Here is a 16,656-nt window from a genome sequence, read left to right as displayed (position 1 = left end):
ATCGCCGTACGGGCGGGAGGCCGGCCGGGCCCGGTGCCGCCGCGCCCCGTCAGTCCTTGCCGACGGTGGCCTTCTCGATGGTCACGGTGTTCTTCGGGGCCCCGTCCGGGGCGCCGTCGGCCGTCCCCGCCTTGGCGATCTCCTCCACGGCCTTCAGGCCCGCGGCGTCCATCGTGCCGAAGGGCGTGTAGCCCGGAGGAAGCTGGGTGTCCTTGTAGACGAGGAAGAACTGGCTGCCGCCGGAATTGGGCTGACCGGTGTTCGCCATCGCCACCGTGCCGGCCTTGTAGACGACCTTGCCCGACTCGTCCGGCTTGCCCAGAGCGTCGAGGTTCTCGTCCTTGATGGTGTAGCCGGGGCCGCCGCTGCCGGTGCCCTGGGGGTCGCCGCACTGGAGCACGAAGATGCCGCCGGTGGTCAGCCGGTGGCACTTGGTGTTGTCGAAGAAGTTCTTGTCGGCCAGCGACTTGAACGAGTTGACCGTCTCCGGCGTCTTCGCCGCGTCCATCGCGATCTTGATGTCGCCCGAGTTCGTCTTCAGGCCGAGGGTGTACTTCGCGCTCTTGTCGATCGCCATCGGCGGCGGGCCCGAGGGCTCCAGCGGCTTCTTCTCCTCCTTGTCGAAGACGCCGCCCACGATCAGGCCGACCAGCGTGGCGACCACCACGGCCACGGCCGCGCCGATCACCGCCGAACGCCGCCGGGCCTTGCGCCGGGCCTCGGCCCGCCGCTTCTGCTGGCGCTCGTACTTCTCCCTGGCGAGCTGTCGCCGCCGCTGATCGCTCGTGACCACCGGGTCGTCTCCTTGTGCGTCTCTGGTACCGCTGTCCGGGCTGGGTTAGGCCGTACCGTATATGGGTTCGCTGAGTAATGAGCCGCGCCGGTAGGCTCTGAGCAGCAGCATTCCGATCAGCGGCCGCTGCCGCAGCTCCCGCCGGACGACGATTGAGGACGAACGTGCTGATTGCCGGGTTCCCCGCCGGGGCCTGGGGGACCAATTGCTATCTGGTCGCCCCCGCCGCCGGTGAGGAGTGCGTCATCATCGACCCGGGCCACCAGGCCACCCAGGGTGTCGAGGAGACGCTGAAGAAGCATCGGCTCAAGCCCGTCGCGGTCGTCCTGACCCATGGCCACATCGATCATGTGGCCTCGGTGGTCCCGGTGTGCGGAGCACACGACGTACCGGCCTGGATCCACCCCAGGGACCGCTACATGATGAGCGACCCGGAGAAGGCCCTCGGCCGCTCCATCGGGATGCCCCTCATGGGCGAGCTGACCGTGGGGGAGCCGGACGACGTCCGTGAACTGACCGACGGCAGCACCCTGAAATTGGCCGGAATGGAGTTCTCGGTGGCGCACGCGCCCGGCCATACCAAGGGGTCGGTGACCTTCCGGATGCCCGAGGCGGCCGACATCCCGTCGGTCTTCTTCTCGGGCGACCTGCTCTTCGCCGGCTCCATCGGACGCACCGACCTGCCCGGCGGCTCCCACGCCGAGATGCTCCAGTCGCTGGCCCGTGTGTGCCTGCCGCTGGACGACTCGACCGTGGTGCTGTCCGGCCACGGTTCCCAGACCACCATCGGCCGCGAGCGCGCGACCAACCCGTACCTGCGGGAAGTCGCCGCCGGCCTGGGAGCGGACCCGACCGCCGCCCCACGACGAGGAATGTGACGAGAGTTTCGTGAGCACCTTCAAGGCCCCCAAGGGCACGTACGACCTCATCCCGCCGTACTCGGCGAAGTACCTGGCCGTCCGCGACGCCATCTCCGGCCCGCTGCGCCTGTCCGGCTACGGGTACGTCGAGACGCCCGGCTTCGAGGACGTCGACCTGTTCGCCCGCGGTGTCGGCGAGTCCACCGACATCGTGACCAAGGAGATGTACACCCTCACGACCAAGGGCGGGGCCAACCTCGCGCTGCGCCCCGAGGGCACCGCGTCCGTGCTGCGCGCGGCGCTGGAGGCCAACCTGCACAAGGCCGGCGGCCTGCCGGTCAAGCTCTGGTACTCGGGCTCGTACTACCGCTACGAGCGTCCCCAGAAGGGCCGCTACCGCCACTTCTCGCAGGTCGGCGCGGAGGCGATCGGCGCCGAGGACCCTGCGCTGGACGCCGAGCTGATCATCCTGGCCGACCAGGCGTACCGCACGCTCGGCCTGCGCGACTTCCGGATCCTGCTGAACTCGCTGGGCGACAAGGAATGCCGCCCGGTGTACCGGGAGGCGCTCCAGTCCTTCCTGCGCGGCCTCGACCTGGACGAGGAGACCGTCCGCCGGGCCGAGATCAACCCGCTGCGCGTCCTCGACGACAAGCGTCCCGAGGTGCAGAAGCAGCTGGTCGGCGCGCCCATGCTGCGCGACTACCTGTGCGACGCCTGCAAGGCGTACCACGAGGAGGTGCGGGCGCTGATCACGGCGGCCGGCGTCGCCTTCGAGGACGACGAGAAGCTGGTGCGCGGCCTGGACTACTACACCCGGACCACCTTCGAGTTCGTGCACGACGGTCTGGGCTCGCAGTCGGCGGTCGGCGGCGGCGGCCGCTACGACGGCCTCTCCGAGATGATCGGCGGACCGGCGCTGCCGTCGGTCGGCTGGGCGCTCGGTGTGGACCGTACGGTCCTGGCCCTTGAGGCCGAAGGCGTCGAGCTGGACATCCCCGCGGCCACCTCGGTGTTCGCGGTGGCGCTGGGCGAGGCGAAGCCGGTGCTGTTCGGGCTCGTCACGGAGCTGCGCAAGGCCGGGATCGCGGCGGACATCTCGTACGGGGGCAAGGGCCTCAAGGGCGCGATGAAGGACGCCAACCGGTCGGGCGCGCGGTTCGCGGTCGTCGCGGGGGACCGCGACCTCGCCGAGGGCGTCGTCCAGCTGAAGGACATGGAGTCCGGGGAGCAGTCCCCGGTGGCGCTGTCCGACGTCGTCGAGGTGCTGAAGGCCAAGCTGGCGGCCTGACCTCTCCGGTCCGGCGCCCCACGGTGGTTTCCGGGCGGGGCAGGGTGGTTCCGCGGTGCGGAGTCCCCCTGCCCCGCCCGTCCTTATGTCCACCGAACGGCCGACGCACAGGTGAGTACGGCACAATGTCGGGGCTTGACGGGCTTGATGACCTTGCGGATGTGGAGCGGGCGGTATGACGACGAAGAGTGCTGAGGCGGACACCGCCCCGCGGACCATCGGGGGCAGCCGTGCCCTGGCGCTGCTGCTGGTGATCACGGGAGCCGCGGGTCTGCTCGCGGCCTGGGTGATCACGATCGACAAGTTCAAGCTGCTGGAGGACCCGAACTTCACGCCGGGCTGCAGCCTGAACCCGATCGTCTCCTGCGGCAACATCATGAAGAGCGACCAGGCGGCCGTCTTCGGCTTCCCGAACCCGATGCTGGGCCTGGTCGCCTACGGCATCGTGATCTGCGTCGGCATGAGCATGCTGGCCGGGGCGCGGTTTCGCCGCTGGTACTGGCTGACCCTGAACGCGGGCACCGCCTTCGGCGTCGTCTTCTGCGCCTGGCTCACGTACCAGTCGCTGTACAACATCAACTCGCTGTGCCTGTGGTGCTGCCTGGCCTGGGTCGCCACGATCTTCATGTTCTGGTACGTCACCGCGCACAACGTCCGCGAGCGGCTGCTGCCCGCCCCCGGCTGGCTGCGGGGCTTCCTCGACGAGTTCACCTGGGTGCTGCCCGTCCTGCACGTCGGGATCATCGGGATGCTGATCCTGACCCGCTGGTGGGACTTCTGGACCTCGTAAGGCGTGGCCGCGCTGTCGGTGGGCTCGCTTAGGCTTCCTGTGTGGAACCAGACCTGTTCACCGCCGCTGCCGAAGAACGCCGTGAGAAGGACCCCACGAGCGCTCCGCTCGCCGTCCGGATGCGCCCGCGCACCCTGGACGAGGTGGTCGGCCAGCAGCACCTGCTGAAGCCCGGATCACCGCTGCGGCGGCTGGTCGGGGAGGGGGCGGGCGGTCCGGCCGGTGCCTCGTCGGTGATCCTTTGGGGTCCGCCGGGCATCGGGAAGACCACGCTCGCGTACGTGGTGAGCCAGGCGACGCAGAAGCGGTTCGTGGAGCTGTCGGCCATCACGGCCGGTGTGAAAGAGGTACGCGCCGTCATCGAGGGCGCGAAGCGGGCGGCCGGCGGGTACGGCAAGGAGACCGTCCTGTTCCTGGACGAGATCCACCGCTTCAGCAAGGCCCAGCAGGACTCGCTGCTGCCGGCCGTGGAGAACCGCTGGGTCACGCTGATCGCGGCGACCACCGAGAACCCGTACTTCTCGATCATCTCCCCGCTGCTGTCGCGGTCCCTGCTGCTGACGCTGGAGCCGCTGACGGACGACGACCTGAGCGCGCTGATGCGGCGGGCACTGGAGGAGGAGCGCGGGCTGGGCGGCGCGGTGACGCTGCCGGCGGACGCGGAGGCGCACCTGCTGCGGATCGCCGGCGGGGACGCGCGGCGGGCGCTGACGGCGCTGGAGGCGGGGGCCGGGTCGGCGATCGCCAAGGGGGAGCCGGAGATCACCCTCCAGACGCTGGAGGAGGCGGTCGACCGGGCGGCGGTCAAGTACGACCGGGACGGCGACCAGCACTACGACGTGGCGAGCGCGCTGATCAAGTCGATCCGGGGTTCGGACGTGGACGCGGCGCTGCACTATCTGGCCCGGATGATCGAGGCGGGGGAGGACCCGCGGTTCATCGCGCGGCGCCTGATGATCTCGGCGAGCGAGGACATCGGGCTGGCGGATCCGACGGCCCTGCCGATCGCCGTGGCGGCGGCGCAGGCGGTGGCGATGATCGGCTTCCCGGAGGCGGCGCTGACGCTGTCGCACGCGACGATCGCCCTTGCCCTGGCGCCGAAGTCGAACACGGCCACGACCGCGATCGGCGCGGCGCTGGCCGATGTCCGGGCCGGACTGGCTGGAGCGGTGCCGGCGCACCTGCGGGACGGGCACTACAAGGGCGCGGCGAAGCTGGGTCACGCCGTGGGGTACGTCTACCCGCACGACGTGCCGGGCGGGATCGCCGCGCAGCAGTACGCGCCGGACGAGATCCAGGGGAAGCGGTACTACGAGCCGACGCGGTACGGAGCGGAGGCGCGGTACGCGGACGTGGTCGAAAAGGTCCGCGACCGCCTCCGCCCCGACGCCCCCTGACCAGCCACCCCTGGGCCTCCGCCCCAGCCCCCGGTTTCGGGAAGGGGCGGGGTGGGGGAACGGCTCCGCGCAGCGGTGCCCTGCCGACGGCGTGGGGGTCCGGGGAACTCGCGCGCCCGGCCTAGGGTCCTCGCATGGGACGTCGGGCTTCGCTCATCGCCGTGGCGGCGGCGCTGCTGATCAGCGGGTGTCACCACGGGGATCCCGGGCAGCCGGCCCGGGGGAGCGTCGTCCCGCTCGTCGGGGTCGGGTTTCCGCCCGGCGCCGAGGCGGCCAAGGCCGAGCTGGCGGGGCTCACCGTCGAGTGGGGCAAGAACTGGCAGACGTACAAGCGCGAGAACTTCGGCCGCTACTGGTCCGACGACACCGACGCCCCCGGCGGCCGCAACGGCTGCGACACCCGCGACGACGTCCTGCGCCGGGACCTGACGGAGCTCCGCGAGGGCGACCGGAACCCCTGCGTCGTGGTCTCCGGGGTGCTGCACGATCCGTACACCGGCAAGACCCTCCCCTACTCCTACCGCCGCGCCTCGCAGATCGAGACCGACCACGTCGTCGCGCTCGGTGCGGCCTGGCGCGCCGGCGCCCACGCCTGGACGTCGCAGGGCAGGCTGGAGTACGCGAACGACCTCGACGTACTCCTGGCCGTGGACAAGCAGACCAATCAGGACAAGGGCAGCAGGACCGCCGACAAGTGGAAGCCGCCGCTTCGGGCGTACTGGTGCGAGTACGCCCGGCGCTACACCGGCATCAAGGCCAAGTACCGGCTGTCCGTCACCGAGCCGGAGAAGGCCGCGCTCGGCGAGATGCTGGCCGCCTGCTAGTCGGCTGCCCGGTCACCGGCCCGCTCTCCGGCCCGCTCGCCCGCCGCCGCGAACAGCCGCCGCATCGCGTGGCGCAGGCCGCACACGTCCGCCACCGGGTCGGGAAAGTCGAAGCGGGCGTCGAACGACGAGACGCCGCCGCCCGTGAAGCGCACCCGCAGGCCGAACCGGTCCAGGGCCAGCGGCACCGCCGCCATCCCGTCGGCCTCGCGCGACCCGAGCAGCCCGCACAGGTCGGCGACGCGGTCGCCGTGCGCGGCCGCGAGGTGCTGGAGCAGCTCCGTCTCGTGGTGCACCAGCGGGTCCGGCTCGGTGGCCGCGAGGTCCTCCGGCTCGACGTGCTCGGCGCCCCAGAGGTCGTCCACCGAGATCTCGCCGACCTCCAGGCGGAGCAGGACGTAGGGGTGTCCGCCGTGCATCCCCAGCAGCTCGCCCACCGGGTGGCGCTCCGCCATCAGCGCCGCGCACACCGCGCGGTCGTCCCCGCGCACCCGCGTCAGCCACCCGGCCAGCCAGGCGCGGCCTCGGATACGATGGGGCACGGACACCGGCGCCACATCCGTGATCTCGATCACGGCCGTGAGGTCGTCGTCCTGGGCGTAAGCGGCTGCCCTGGCAGCCGCGGATTCCCCTGGAACAAGGAGAATCACGTCCCCGTCCGGGGTGACGGTCCGCGCGGCCACCACCCCTGTCCCGAACTCACCCTGGTCGAAAGCACCCGGCAGCGTGAGGGATACTGAGGCGTTGGACTCTACGAGGGTTCGTACGCGTTCGGCTCCGGTGAGCTGCCGAACGCCTTCCCTGGGACGCGGCTGACCTTGCTTATCGTCGTCGAAAGCGGATTCCGTTTCGTTGGAACCCGAACTTCGACGCGCACTGGGCAGGGGGATCCCATGTGGTCGAGACATTACGTCCTCCTCGCTAAGGTAAGCCTCACCTAACTTACATGGAGGTAGGTTCCACGTGAACCAGAAGCGACCCAAGGTCAAGAAGTCGCGTGCCCTCGGCATTGCGCTGACCCCGAAGGCCGTCAAGTACTTCGAGGCCCGCCCCTACCCGCCGGGCGAGCACGGCCGTGGCCGCAAGCAGAACTCGGACTACAAGGTTCGTCTGCTCGAGAAGCAGCGTCTGCGCGCCCAGTACGACATCTCTGAGCGTCAGATGGCTCGCGCCTACGACCGCGCCAAGAAGGCCGAAGGCAAGACGGGCGAGGCGCTGGTCGTCGAGCTCGAGCGTCGCCTCGACGCCCTGGTCCTGCGTTCGGGCATCGCCCGCACCATCTACCAGGCTCGCCAGATGGTCGTTCACGGCCACATCGAGGTCAACGGTGACAAGGTCGACAAGCCGTCGTTCCGTGTCCGCCCGGACGACGTCATCACCGTTCGCGAGCGCAGCCGCGAGAAGGTTCCGTTCCAGGTTGCCCGTGAGGGTGGCTACGCAGGCGAGGGCGAGACCCCCCGTTACCTGCAGGTCAACCTGAAGGCCCTGGCCTTCCGCCTGGACCGCGACCCGAACCGCAAGGAAATCCCGGTCATCTGCGACGAGCAGCTCGTCGTCGAGTACTACGCCCGCTGATTCATCCGCGGACGTAGCCTCACAGGCTGGTCAGCCCGCCGGCTCCCCCTCGGGGGAGTCGGCGGGTTTCCTGCTTTTCGGGTACCCGACGGGTCGGCCGGCCGCCGTACGGGGCCTCGGCAGCGCGCTCGACGGCTTCGGCTCCGGGCCGCGCAGGGCCCGCTCGACCAGCTCGTCCAGCGCCAGGGCGCGGCCGTGCCCGGCGCAGGCGGCGTACCGCTCCGCGCCCAGCAGCTCACCCGCCCGCTCCTGGCACATCAGCCGCGGCGCGTTGAAGTACCCCGAGCCGAACAGCCGCAGGCCCACCCCGTCCCACATCCGCTCCGCCGCGCCCTGGAGCACCGCCGCCTCGGCCGGTTCGCCCTCGGCGACCGTGACCAGCGCCAGCAGCTCCACGGCCAGGACCAGCCCCACCAGATCCCGGAAGGCGTGGTTGATCTCCACGCACTCGGCCAGCAGCCGCCGCGCCTCCCGCGTGCCGCCGGCGTCCAGCGCCGCGTACGCCAGCACGTACAGGGCGTACGCCTTCGTCCAGCGCTCCCCGCGCTCCTCGCAGATGTCCCGGACCTCCCGGCACAGCGAGAGCGCGCCCGCGAGGTCGCCCTGGAAGGCCAGCGTCATGGCCAGCTCCACCTGGCACATCAGCACGTTGCTGTTCAGCTCTCCCGCCTCCCGGTAGCGCTCCAGCGCCGAACCCAGCAGCTCCCCGGCCCGTGCCATGTCGTCCGAGACCAGCGCGAGGCAGCCCAGCCGGTGCACCGCGTACGCCGCCGCCACCGGGTTGCCCGTCCGCGCGGCCCCGTCCCGGCACTCGTACAGGGCGCTCATCGAGGCCACCGAATCGCCCTGCAGGGCCGCCACGTAGCCCAGCACCCAGAGCGCCTTCAGCCATGAGCTCTCGTACCCCGCCTCCGGGGTGTTCTCCAGCGCACGGTCCAGCCAGTACCGGCCCTCGGTCAGGCGCCCGCAGCCCGCCCAGGAGAACCACAGGGTCCCCGCCAGGTACTGGCCGAGGTGGACCTCCTCCGGATCCTCCAGGCAGCACTCCAGCGCGAGGCGCAGGTTCGGCAGCTCCGCCTCCACCAGTGCGGCCACCTCGCGCTGGCGCGGGCTGAACCAGTCCAGCTCGCACCAGGTCGCCAGCCCCGTGTACCAGTCCCGGTGGCGCCGCCGCAGCCGCGCCGCGTCGCCCAGCGACTCCAGCCAGCCCGCCCCGTAGATCCGTACGGTCTCCAGCATCCGGTAGCGCACCCCGGCCGCCGTCTCCACCCGGAACAGCAGGGACTGCGCGAGCAGCTCCCCGACCAGGTCCAGCACCGACTCCACGGGCAGGTCCGGGCCCGCGCACACGTATTCGGCGGCGTCGAGGTCGAACTGCCCGGCGAACACCGAGAGCCGGGCCCACAGCAGCCGCTCCGGCGCCGTGCACAGCTCGTGGCTCCACCCGATCGTGGTGCGCAGCGCCCGGTGCCGGGGGAGCGCCCCGCGCGCCCCGCCCGTCAGCAGGGCGAACCGGTCCTCCAGCCGGGCCAGCACCTGCGCCGGTGACAGCGCCCGCAGTCGGCCCGCCGCCAGCTCCAGCGCGAGGGGGATCCCGTCCAGCCGGGCGCACAGCTCGACCAGCACCGCCCGGTCGGCCTCCGAGACCGTGAAACCCGGATCGGCGGCGGCCGCCCGCGCGCACAGCAGGGCCAGGGCCTCCTCGGGCGCGGGCGGGGCCAGCGCGAACGCCTGCTCCCCGTCGAGCGCCAGCGGACGCCGCCCGGCGGCCAGTACCCGCAGGCCGGGGGAGCGGCGCAGCAGCTCCTGTACCAGCTCGGCGGTGTCCTCCACCAGCTGCTCGAACCCGTCCAGCACCAGCAGCAGGCGCCGCCCGGCGAGGTGTTCGGCCAGGACGGTCCGGGGCGGCCGGGTGGTGTGGTTGGTCAGGCCGAGGGCCTCCGCGAGGGTCAGCTCCAGCAGCGCCGGATCCCGTACGGAGGCCAGCTCGGCCAGCCAGACGCCGTCGCAGTAGCGTTCCTGCGGCCCCTCCCGCAGCGCCTCCCGCGACCCTTCCCGCGGCCCGTCCGGTGTGCCGTCCGAGGGCTCCCCCGCCCGCTCCGCGACGCGCCGGGCCGCCGCCAGGACCAGCCGGGACTTGCCGACCCCGCCCACGCCCGTCACGGTGACCAGCCGCGAGGACTCCAGCAGCCGCGCCAGCTCGCCCAGTTCGGCACCCCGCCCGACGAAGCCGCTCAGCTCTGAGGGAAGATTGCCCCGGGTGCCCGTGTGAAGGGGTCTCTGTCGCATGGGACACGGAGAGTACTGGTCCGGATGCGCCGCGTACAACGCGATGTGCCCGACCTCGGAATTCCGGTACGGCGGCGGATCCCCGGCGCGATAGGGTCGGAGGACGACTTTTCGCGTAGTGATCAATGTGCAGGGAGCGGTGCAACGTGTCCGGTGGAGAGGTGGCCGGGATCCTCGTGGCCGTCTTCTGGGCCATTCTGGTCTCCTTCCTCGCCGTGGTGCTGGTGAGGCTGGCCCAGGTGCTCAAAGCGACCACCAAACTGGTGGCGGACGTGACCGATCAGGCCGTGCCGCTGCTGGCCGACGCCTCCACGACCGTCCGCTCCGCGCGCACGCAGCTCGACCGCGTCGACGCCATCGCGAGCGACGTCCAGGAAGTCACCTCCAACGCCTCCGCCCTGTCCTCCACCGTGGCCTCCGCCTTCGGCGGGCCGCTGGTCAAGGTCGCGGCCTTCGGCTACGGGGTGCGCAAGGCGCTGGGCAAGACCGACGACGCGCCGCAGAAGACCCCCCGGCGAACCGTGATCGTCGGCCGTACGGTGCCGGCGGCCCGGCGCCGGAAGCAGAAGGGCTGAGACCTCCGATGTTCCGCCGAGCCTTCTGGTTCACCGCAGGCGCCGCCGCCGGCGTGTGGGCCACCACCAAGGTCAACCGCCAGCTGAAGAAGCTGACGCCGGAGAGCCTCGCCGCGCAGGCCGCGGACAAGGCCGTCGAGGCGGGTCACCGCCTCAAGGACTTCGCCCTCGACGTCAAGGCGGGAATGACGCAGCGCGAGGACGAGCTGAACGATGCACTGGGGCTCCATCAGGACCCCGAGCGGCCCGACAACGTCACCGCCCTCCCGGGGCCGCGGCGGCTGCGGGCCCTCCAGAACGACAAGACCACCCACTCGAACCTTTCGTACAACCGGAATGAGGACCACTGATGGAGTCGGCTGAAATCCGCCGCCGCTGGCTGAGCTTCTTCGAGGAGCGCGGTCACGCCGTTGTCCCTTCGGCGTCGCTCATCGCGGACGACCCGACTCTGCTGCTGGTCAACGCGGGCATGGTCCCCTTCAAGCCGTACTTCCTCGGCGAGACCAAGCCCCCGGCCCCCCGCGCCACCAGCGTGCAGAAGTGCGTCCGTACGCCGGACATCGAAGAGGTCGGCAAGACGACCCGCCACGGCACGTTCTTCCAGATGTGCGGCAACTTCTCCTTCGGCGACTACTTCAAGGAAGGCGCCATCAAGTACGCCTGGGAGCTGCTCACCAGCTCCGTGGCGGACGGCGGCTACGGCCTTGAGCCCGAGAAGCTCTGGATCACCGTCTACCTCGACGACGACGAGGCCGAGACGATCTGGCGCGAGAAGATCGGCGTTCCCGCCGAGCGCATCCAGCGCCTGGGCAAGAAGGACAACTTCTGGTCCATGGGCGTCCCCGGCCCCTGCGGTCCGTGCTCGGAGATCAACTACGACCGCGGCCCCGAGTTCGGCGTCGAGGGCGGCCCGGCCGTCAACGACGAGCGCTACGTGGAGATCTGGAACCTGGTCTTCATGCAGTACGAGCGCGGCGCCGGCGACGGGAAGGAAGACTTCCCGATCCTCGGTGACCTGCCGTCGAAGAACATCGACACCGGTCTCGGCCTCGAACGCCTCGCGATGATCCTGCAGGGCGTGCAGAACATGTACGAGACCGACACCCTGCGCGTGGTCATGGACAAGGCCACCGAGCTGACCGGCGTGCAGTACGGCGCCGCCCAGGGCACCGACGTCTCGATGCGCGTGGTCGCCGACCACATCCGCACCTCCGTGATGCTCATCGGCGACGGCGTGACCCCCGGCAACGAGGGCCGCGGCTACGTGCTGCGCCGCATCATGCGCCGCGCCATCCGCAACATGCGCCTCATGGGCGCCACCGGCCCGGTCGTCCAGGACCTCGTCGACGTCGTGATCAACACGATGGGGCAGCAGTACCCGGAGCTCGTCACCGACCGCAAGCGCATCGAGACCGTCGCGCTCGCCGAGGAGGCCGCCTTCCTCAAGGCCGTCAAGGGTGGCACCAACATCCTCGACACCGCCGTGACCGAGACCAAGGCCGCCGGCGGCACGGTCCTCTCCGGCGACAAGGCGTTCCTGCTCCACGACACCTGGGGCTTCCCGATCGACCTCACCCTGGAGATGGCCGCCGAGCAGGGCCTCTCCGTGGACGAGCCCGGCTTCCGCCGCCTGATGCAGGAGCAGCGCGACCGCGCCAAGGCCGACGCCAAGGCCAAGAAGACCGGCCACGCGGACATGTCCGCCTACCGGGAGATCGCCGACGGCTCCGGCGCCACCGAGTTCACCGGCTACGCCACCACCCAGGGCGAGTCCACCATCGTCGGCCTCCTGGTCAACGGCGTCTCCGCGCCCGCCGCCTCCGAGGGCGACGACGTCGAGGTCGTCCTCGACCGCACCCCCTTCTACGCCGAGGGCGGCGGCCAGCTCGCCGACCAGGGCCGCATCAAGCTCGACTCCGGCGCCGTCATCGTCGTCCGCGACGTGCAGCAGCCGGTCCCCGGTGTCTCCGTGCACAAGGGCTCCGTCCAGGTCGGCGAGGTGACGGTGGGCGCCTCCGCGTACGCCGCCATCGACATCAACCGCCGCCGGGCCATCGCCCGCGCCCACTCGGCCACGCACCTGACCCACCAGGCGCTGCGCGACGCCCTCGGCCCGACGGCCGCCCAGGCCGGTTCCGAGAACTCGCCCGGCCGCTTCCGCTTCGACTTCGGCTCGCCGAACGCCGTCCCCGGCACGGTCCTCACCGACGTCGAGCAGAAGATCAACGACGTGCTCTCCCGCGAGCTCGACGTCACCGCCGAGATCATGAGCATCGACGAGGCCAAGAAGCAGGGCGCCATCGCCGAGTTCGGCGAGAAGTACGGCGAGCGCGTGCGCGTCGTCACCATCGGCGACTTCTCCAAGGAGCTGTGCGGCGGTACGCACGTCGGCAACACCGCCCAGCTGGGTCTGGTGAAGCTGCTCGGCGAGTCCTCCATCGGCTCCGGCGTGCGCCGCGTCGAGGCCCTCGTCGGCGTGGACGCGTACAACTTCCTCGCCAAGGAGCACACGGTCGTCGCCCAGCTCCAGGAGCTGGTCAAGGGCCGTCCGGAGGAGCTGCCGGAGAAGATCGCCTCCATGCTCGGCAAGCTGAAGGACGCCGAGAAGGAGATCGAGAAGTTCCGCGCGGAGAAGGTCCTCCAGGCCGCCGCCGGTCTCGCCGAGAACGCCCAGGACATCCGCGGCGTCGCGCTCGTCGTGGGCACCGTCCCGGACGGCACCGGCGCCGACGACCTGCGCAAGCTGGTCCTCGACGTGCGCGGCCGCATCCAGGGCGACCGCCCGGCCGTGGTGGCCCTCTTCACCACGGCGAACGACCGCCCGCTGACCGTCATCGCCACCAACGAGGCCGCCCGCGAGCGCGGCCTCAAGGCCGGCGACCTGGTCCGTACCGCCGCCAAGACCCTCGGCGGCGGCGGTGGCGGCAAGCCGGACGTGGCCCAGGGCGGTGGCCAGAACCCGGCCGCCATCCCCGACGCCATTGCCGCGGTCGAGCGCCTCGTCGTAGAGACGGTCTGACCATGACGCTGCGCCGTGGCCGCCGGCTCGCCATCGACGTCGGGGACGCCCGCATCGGGGTCGCCTCGTGCGACCCCGACGGGGTGCTCGCCACACCGGTGGAGACCGTGCCGGGCCGGGACATTCCCTTCGCCCACCGGCGGCTGCGGCAGCTCGTCGAGGAGTACGAGCCCCTCGAAGTCGTGGTCGGCCTCCCCCGCTCGCTCAGCGGGCGGGAGGGGCCGGCCGCGGCCAAGGTGCGCGCCTTCGCGAACGAGCTGGCCAAGGGCATCAAGCCGGTGACGGTCCGCCTCGTGGACGAGCGGATGACCACGGTCACCGCCGCCCAGGGGCTGCGGGCCTCGGGGAGGAACGCCAAGAAGGGCCGGTCGGTCATCGACCAGGCCGCCGCGGTGGTCATCCTTCAGAACGCTCTTGAGACCGAACGGGTATCAGGTAATCCGCCCGGTGAGTGCGTCGAAGTGGTTGTCTGATCGCGATACGGTAACGTTCCGCGCGATGAGACGGCATTCGAACAGCCGTCGCCCACCACCAAAGAGGCGGAACCGGGTGTCGCGGTAGACGGAACCGTGGCCGTCGTCTCGCGGCGCTAGGGGATCGATGACTGAGTATGGCCGGGGCCGCGGCTCCGAACCGTGGCACCCCGAGGACCCGCTGTACGGCGACCAGGGGTGGAGCGGGCACGAGGCCCAGCAGGGTCAGGTGCCCTATGGCGGTGGCGCGCAGCAGTATCAGCAGGCGCCGCAGTACCAGGAGCCCCAGTACCAGCAGCAGCCGTCGTACCCGCAGCAGGGCCAGCAGGATCCGTACGTCCAGCAGCACCAGCAGCACCAGCAGTACCCGGGGCAGCAGCAGGGCTATGCCCCGCAGCAGTTCCAGGAGCAGCAGTACCGGCAAGAGCAGCTCCAGGAGCCCCAGCAGCAGCCCCAGTACCAGCAGCAGCCCCAGCAGCAGCCGACGTACGCGGGCCAGGTCTGGGACACCGGCCAGGGAGCGCAGGTCGCCGCGCCGGCCGATCCGTACGTGGCCGTGGACCCGTACACCCAGCAGCCCGTCGGCGGCTACGCGGGCGAGAGCCCCGACCTCTACACCACCCCCGAGGCCTATCCGCCGCCGCAGCCCCCGGGCCGGCGCCGGCCCGCGCCGGAACCGGAGGCCGAGGAGTGGCAGGACGACGCCGAGGACGCGAAGAACGAGGACGAGCCTGACTCCTTCTTCGCCGACCGGGACGACGATGACGACGACCCCGACGCCTCGGGCGGCGGTGGCCGCCGCTCGGGCCGCTCGAAGGGCAAGGGCGGCGGCAAGCCCAAACGCCGCAACGGCGCGGCCTGCCTGATCGCCGCCGTCGTGATCATCGGTGTGGTCGGCGGTGGCGGGTACTACGGGTACACCTACCTCAAGGCGCGGTTCGGCGCGGCCGCGGACTACGCGGGTTCCGGCCTCGACGAGACGGTCGAGGTGGAGATCCCCAAGGGTGCCGGCCTGCTCCAGATGGGCGCCATCCTCAAGGAACACGGCGTCGTCGCCAGCGCCCAGGCGTTCGCCAACGCCGCCGGCAGCCACCCCAAGGGCAAATCGATCCAGCCGGGCATCTACCCGCTGAAGAAGAAGATGTCGGGCGCGGCCGCCGTCGAGCTGATGACCGACCCGAGCAAGCTGAACGTCATCACGGTCACCGAGGGCATGCGCAACAAGGCCGTCTACGAGGCGATCGACAAGAAGCTGAGCCGGCCCGAGGGCACCACCGAGGAAACGGCGAAGCGCGAGATCAAGAACCTCGGCCTGCCGGCCTGGGCCAACAGCAACCAGAAGATCATGGACCCGCTCGAAGGGTTCCTGTACCCGGCGCGCTACGACCTCAGCAAGGACAGCACGCCCGAGTCGCTGCTCAAGCAGATGGTCAAGAACGCCAACGAGAAGTACGCGGCGCTCGGCGTCGAGGAGAAGGCGAAGTCGCTCGGCCTGGAGAGCCCGCTCCAGGTGATCACGGTCGCCAGCCTCGTGCAGGCCGAGGGCATGAACCACGACGACTTCCGGAAGATGTCCGACGTCATCTACAACCGACTGAAGAAGTCGAACGACGTCACCAACCAGAAGCTCGAATTCGACTCGACGATCAACTACCTCAAGGGCACGAGCAACATCAACGTCTCCCGCGCGGAGACGAAGAAGCTCGACCACCCGTACAACACCTACTTCCACAAGGGCCTGACCCCGGGTCCGATCAGCAACCCGGGCGCCGACGCCCTGAACGCCACGCTCGACCCCGACAAGGGCGGCTGGATGTTCTTCGTGTCAGTTGACGGAAACAAGACGACTTTCACCAAGACGTTCGCCGAGCACACGAAACTGGTCGACGAGTTCAACGAGCGTCAGAATCAGAAGCAGCAAAACGGCGGGTAGGTAGGAAAGACATGTCACGCATACGGGCCGCGGTGCTGGGTTCGCCCATCGAGCACTCCCTCTCACCGGTGCTGCACCGCGCCGCCTACCAGGAGCTCGGCCTCGTCGACTGGTCGTACGACCGGTTCGAGATCGACGAGGCCGCGCTCCCGGACTTCGTGGCGGGCCTCGGCGCCGAGTGGGCCGGGCTGTCCCTGACGATGCCGCTCAAGCGGGCGATCATCCCGCTGCTCGACGGCATCAGTGACACCGCCGCCTCGGTCGAGGCGGTCAACACGGTCGTCTTCACCGAGGACGGCCGCCGCCTCGGCGACAACACCGACATCCCCGGGATCGTCTCGGCGCTGCACGAGCGCGGCGTCGAGAAGGTGCCGTCCGCCGCCATCCTCGGCGCGGGCGCCACCGCCTCCTCGGCACTGGCCGCGCTGGCGCGGATCTGCACCGGCGAGGTCACCGTCTACGTCCGCTCGGACGCCCGCGCCGACGAGATGCGGCAGTGGGGCGAGCGTCTCGGCGTTCCCGTCCGCACCGCCGACTGGTCGCGGGCGGCCGAGGCGCTGTCCGCGCCGCTGGTGATCGCGACCACCCCGGCGGGGACCACGGACGCCCTGGCCGCCGACGTACCGGACGGGGCGGGAACCCTGTTCGACGTGCTGTACGACCCCTGGCCGACCGCCCTCGCGGCTGCCTGGTCGCAGCACGGCGGCAAGCTCATCGGGGGGCTGGACCTCCTCGTCCACCAGGCCGTGCTCCAGGTCGAGCGGATGACCGGCCGCCCGAGCGCGCCCCTGGCCGCCATGCGGGCGGCGGGCGAGGCGGCACTGCGCGCCCGCTAGG

15 protein-coding genes are annotated in these 16,656 nt (G+C 70.8%); 12 read left to right on the top strand and 3 right to left on the bottom strand.

What is annotated here, in order from left to right; translation table 11 throughout:
- Positions 1 to 49: 49 nt before the first annotated feature.
- Positions 50 to 793: a peptidylprolyl isomerase gene (locus OG982_RS03945; RefSeq protein ID WP_266789677.1), complete on the bottom strand. Its 744-nt coding sequence runs from the start codon at positions 791 to 793 to the stop codon at positions 50 to 52.
- A gap of 164 nt (positions 794 to 957) precedes the next feature.
- Here OG982_RS03945 and OG982_RS03940 point away from each other — a divergent pair, with 164 nt between their 5' ends.
- From OG982_RS03940 to OG982_RS03920, 5 genes are all read left to right on the top strand, one after another.
- Positions 958 to 1,671 carry an MBL fold metallo-hydrolase gene (locus tag OG982_RS03940; protein WP_266789679.1) on the top strand — a complete coding sequence of 238 codons (714 nt, stop codon included), beginning with the start codon at positions 958 to 960 and terminating at the stop codon, positions 1,669 to 1,671.
- A 10-nt stretch (positions 1,672 to 1,681) separates the two neighbouring features.
- Positions 1,682 to 2,944: a histidine--tRNA ligase gene (gene hisS / locus OG982_RS03935; RefSeq protein ID WP_266789680.1), complete on the top strand. Its 1,263-nt coding sequence runs from the start codon at positions 1,682 to 1,684 to the stop codon at positions 2,942 to 2,944.
- Between the two features lie 175 nt (positions 2,945 to 3,119).
- The gene (locus tag OG982_RS03930; RefSeq protein WP_266789682.1) at positions 3,120 to 3,734 is read left to right on the top strand and encodes a vitamin K epoxide reductase family protein; all 615 of its coding nucleotides are present in this window, start codon (positions 3,120 to 3,122) and stop codon (positions 3,732 to 3,734) included.
- Between the two features lie 41 nt (positions 3,735 to 3,775).
- Entirely contained in the window at positions 3,776 to 5,131 is a 1,356-nt protein-coding gene (locus OG982_RS03925; protein WP_266789684.1) for a replication-associated recombination protein A, read from the top strand.
- A 134-nt stretch (positions 5,132 to 5,265) separates the two neighbouring features.
- Positions 5,266 to 5,955 carry an HNH endonuclease family protein gene (locus tag OG982_RS03920; protein ID WP_266789686.1) on the top strand — a complete coding sequence of 230 codons (690 nt, stop codon included), beginning with the start codon at positions 5,266 to 5,268 and terminating at the stop codon, positions 5,953 to 5,955.
- Here the strand turns inward: OG982_RS03920 and OG982_RS03915 are convergent.
- On the bottom strand, positions 5,952 to 6,863 hold the full coding sequence (locus OG982_RS03915; protein ID WP_266789687.1) for a DUF2470 domain-containing protein: 912 nt from the start codon (positions 6,861 to 6,863) through the stop codon (positions 5,952 to 5,954). The two genes, OG982_RS03920 and OG982_RS03915, sit on opposite strands and share 4 nt — an antisense overlap.
- A gap of 55 nt (positions 6,864 to 6,918) precedes the next feature.
- On the opposite strand from OG982_RS03915, the gene rpsD reads away from it, so the two are divergent.
- Positions 6,919 to 7,530, top strand: coding sequence for a 30S ribosomal protein S4 (gene rpsD / locus OG982_RS03910; RefSeq protein WP_008740451.1), 612 nt, complete (start codon positions 6,919 to 6,921; stop codon positions 7,528 to 7,530).
- A gap of 30 nt (positions 7,531 to 7,560) precedes the next feature.
- On the opposite strand, the gene OG982_RS03905 is transcribed toward rpsD, so the two are convergent.
- Positions 7,561 to 9,819, bottom strand: coding sequence for an AAA family ATPase (locus tag OG982_RS03905; protein WP_266789689.1), 2,259 nt, complete (start codon positions 9,817 to 9,819; stop codon positions 7,561 to 7,563).
- 146 nt (positions 9,820 to 9,965) lie between these two features.
- On the opposite strand from OG982_RS03905, the gene OG982_RS03900 reads away from it, so the two are divergent.
- From OG982_RS03900 to OG982_RS03875, 6 genes are all read left to right on the top strand, one after another.
- Positions 9,966 to 10,394: a DUF948 domain-containing protein gene (locus OG982_RS03900; protein WP_266789691.1), complete on the top strand. Its 429-nt coding sequence runs from the start codon at positions 9,966 to 9,968 to the stop codon at positions 10,392 to 10,394.
- 8 nt (positions 10,395 to 10,402) lie between these two features.
- Positions 10,403 to 10,744, top strand: a complete 342-nt coding sequence (locus OG982_RS03895; RefSeq protein ID WP_266789693.1) for a DUF6167 family protein — start codon at positions 10,403 to 10,405, stop codon at positions 10,742 to 10,744.
- Positions 10,744 to 13,413 carry an alanine--tRNA ligase gene (alaS, locus tag OG982_RS03890; protein WP_266789694.1) on the top strand — a complete coding sequence of 890 codons (2,670 nt, stop codon included), beginning with the start codon at positions 10,744 to 10,746 and terminating at the stop codon, positions 13,411 to 13,413. Before OG982_RS03895 ends, alaS begins: the two co-directional genes overlap by 1 nt.
- Positions 13,414 to 13,415: 2 nt before the next feature.
- A complete protein-coding gene (gene ruvX / locus OG982_RS03885) occupies positions 13,416 to 13,886 on the top strand; it encodes a Holliday junction resolvase RuvX (protein WP_030028999.1) in 471 nt (156 codons plus the stop codon).
- Between the two features lie 127 nt (positions 13,887 to 14,013).
- The gene (gene mltG, locus OG982_RS03880) at positions 14,014 to 15,819 is read left to right on the top strand and encodes an endolytic transglycosylase MltG (protein WP_266947930.1); all 1,806 of its coding nucleotides are present in this window, start codon (positions 14,014 to 14,016) and stop codon (positions 15,817 to 15,819) included.
- Between the two features lie 11 nt (positions 15,820 to 15,830).
- Positions 15,831 to 16,655, top strand: coding sequence for a shikimate dehydrogenase (locus OG982_RS03875; RefSeq protein ID WP_266789698.1), 825 nt, complete (start codon positions 15,831 to 15,833; stop codon positions 16,653 to 16,655).
- Position 16,656: the final 1 nt, after the last annotated feature.

The organism is Streptomyces sp. NBC_01551 (genome assembly GCF_026339935.1).
Classification (GTDB): domain Bacteria; phylum Actinomycetota; class Actinomycetes; order Streptomycetales; family Streptomycetaceae; genus Streptomyces.
This window is presented reverse-complemented; position numbering and strand designations above follow the sequence as displayed.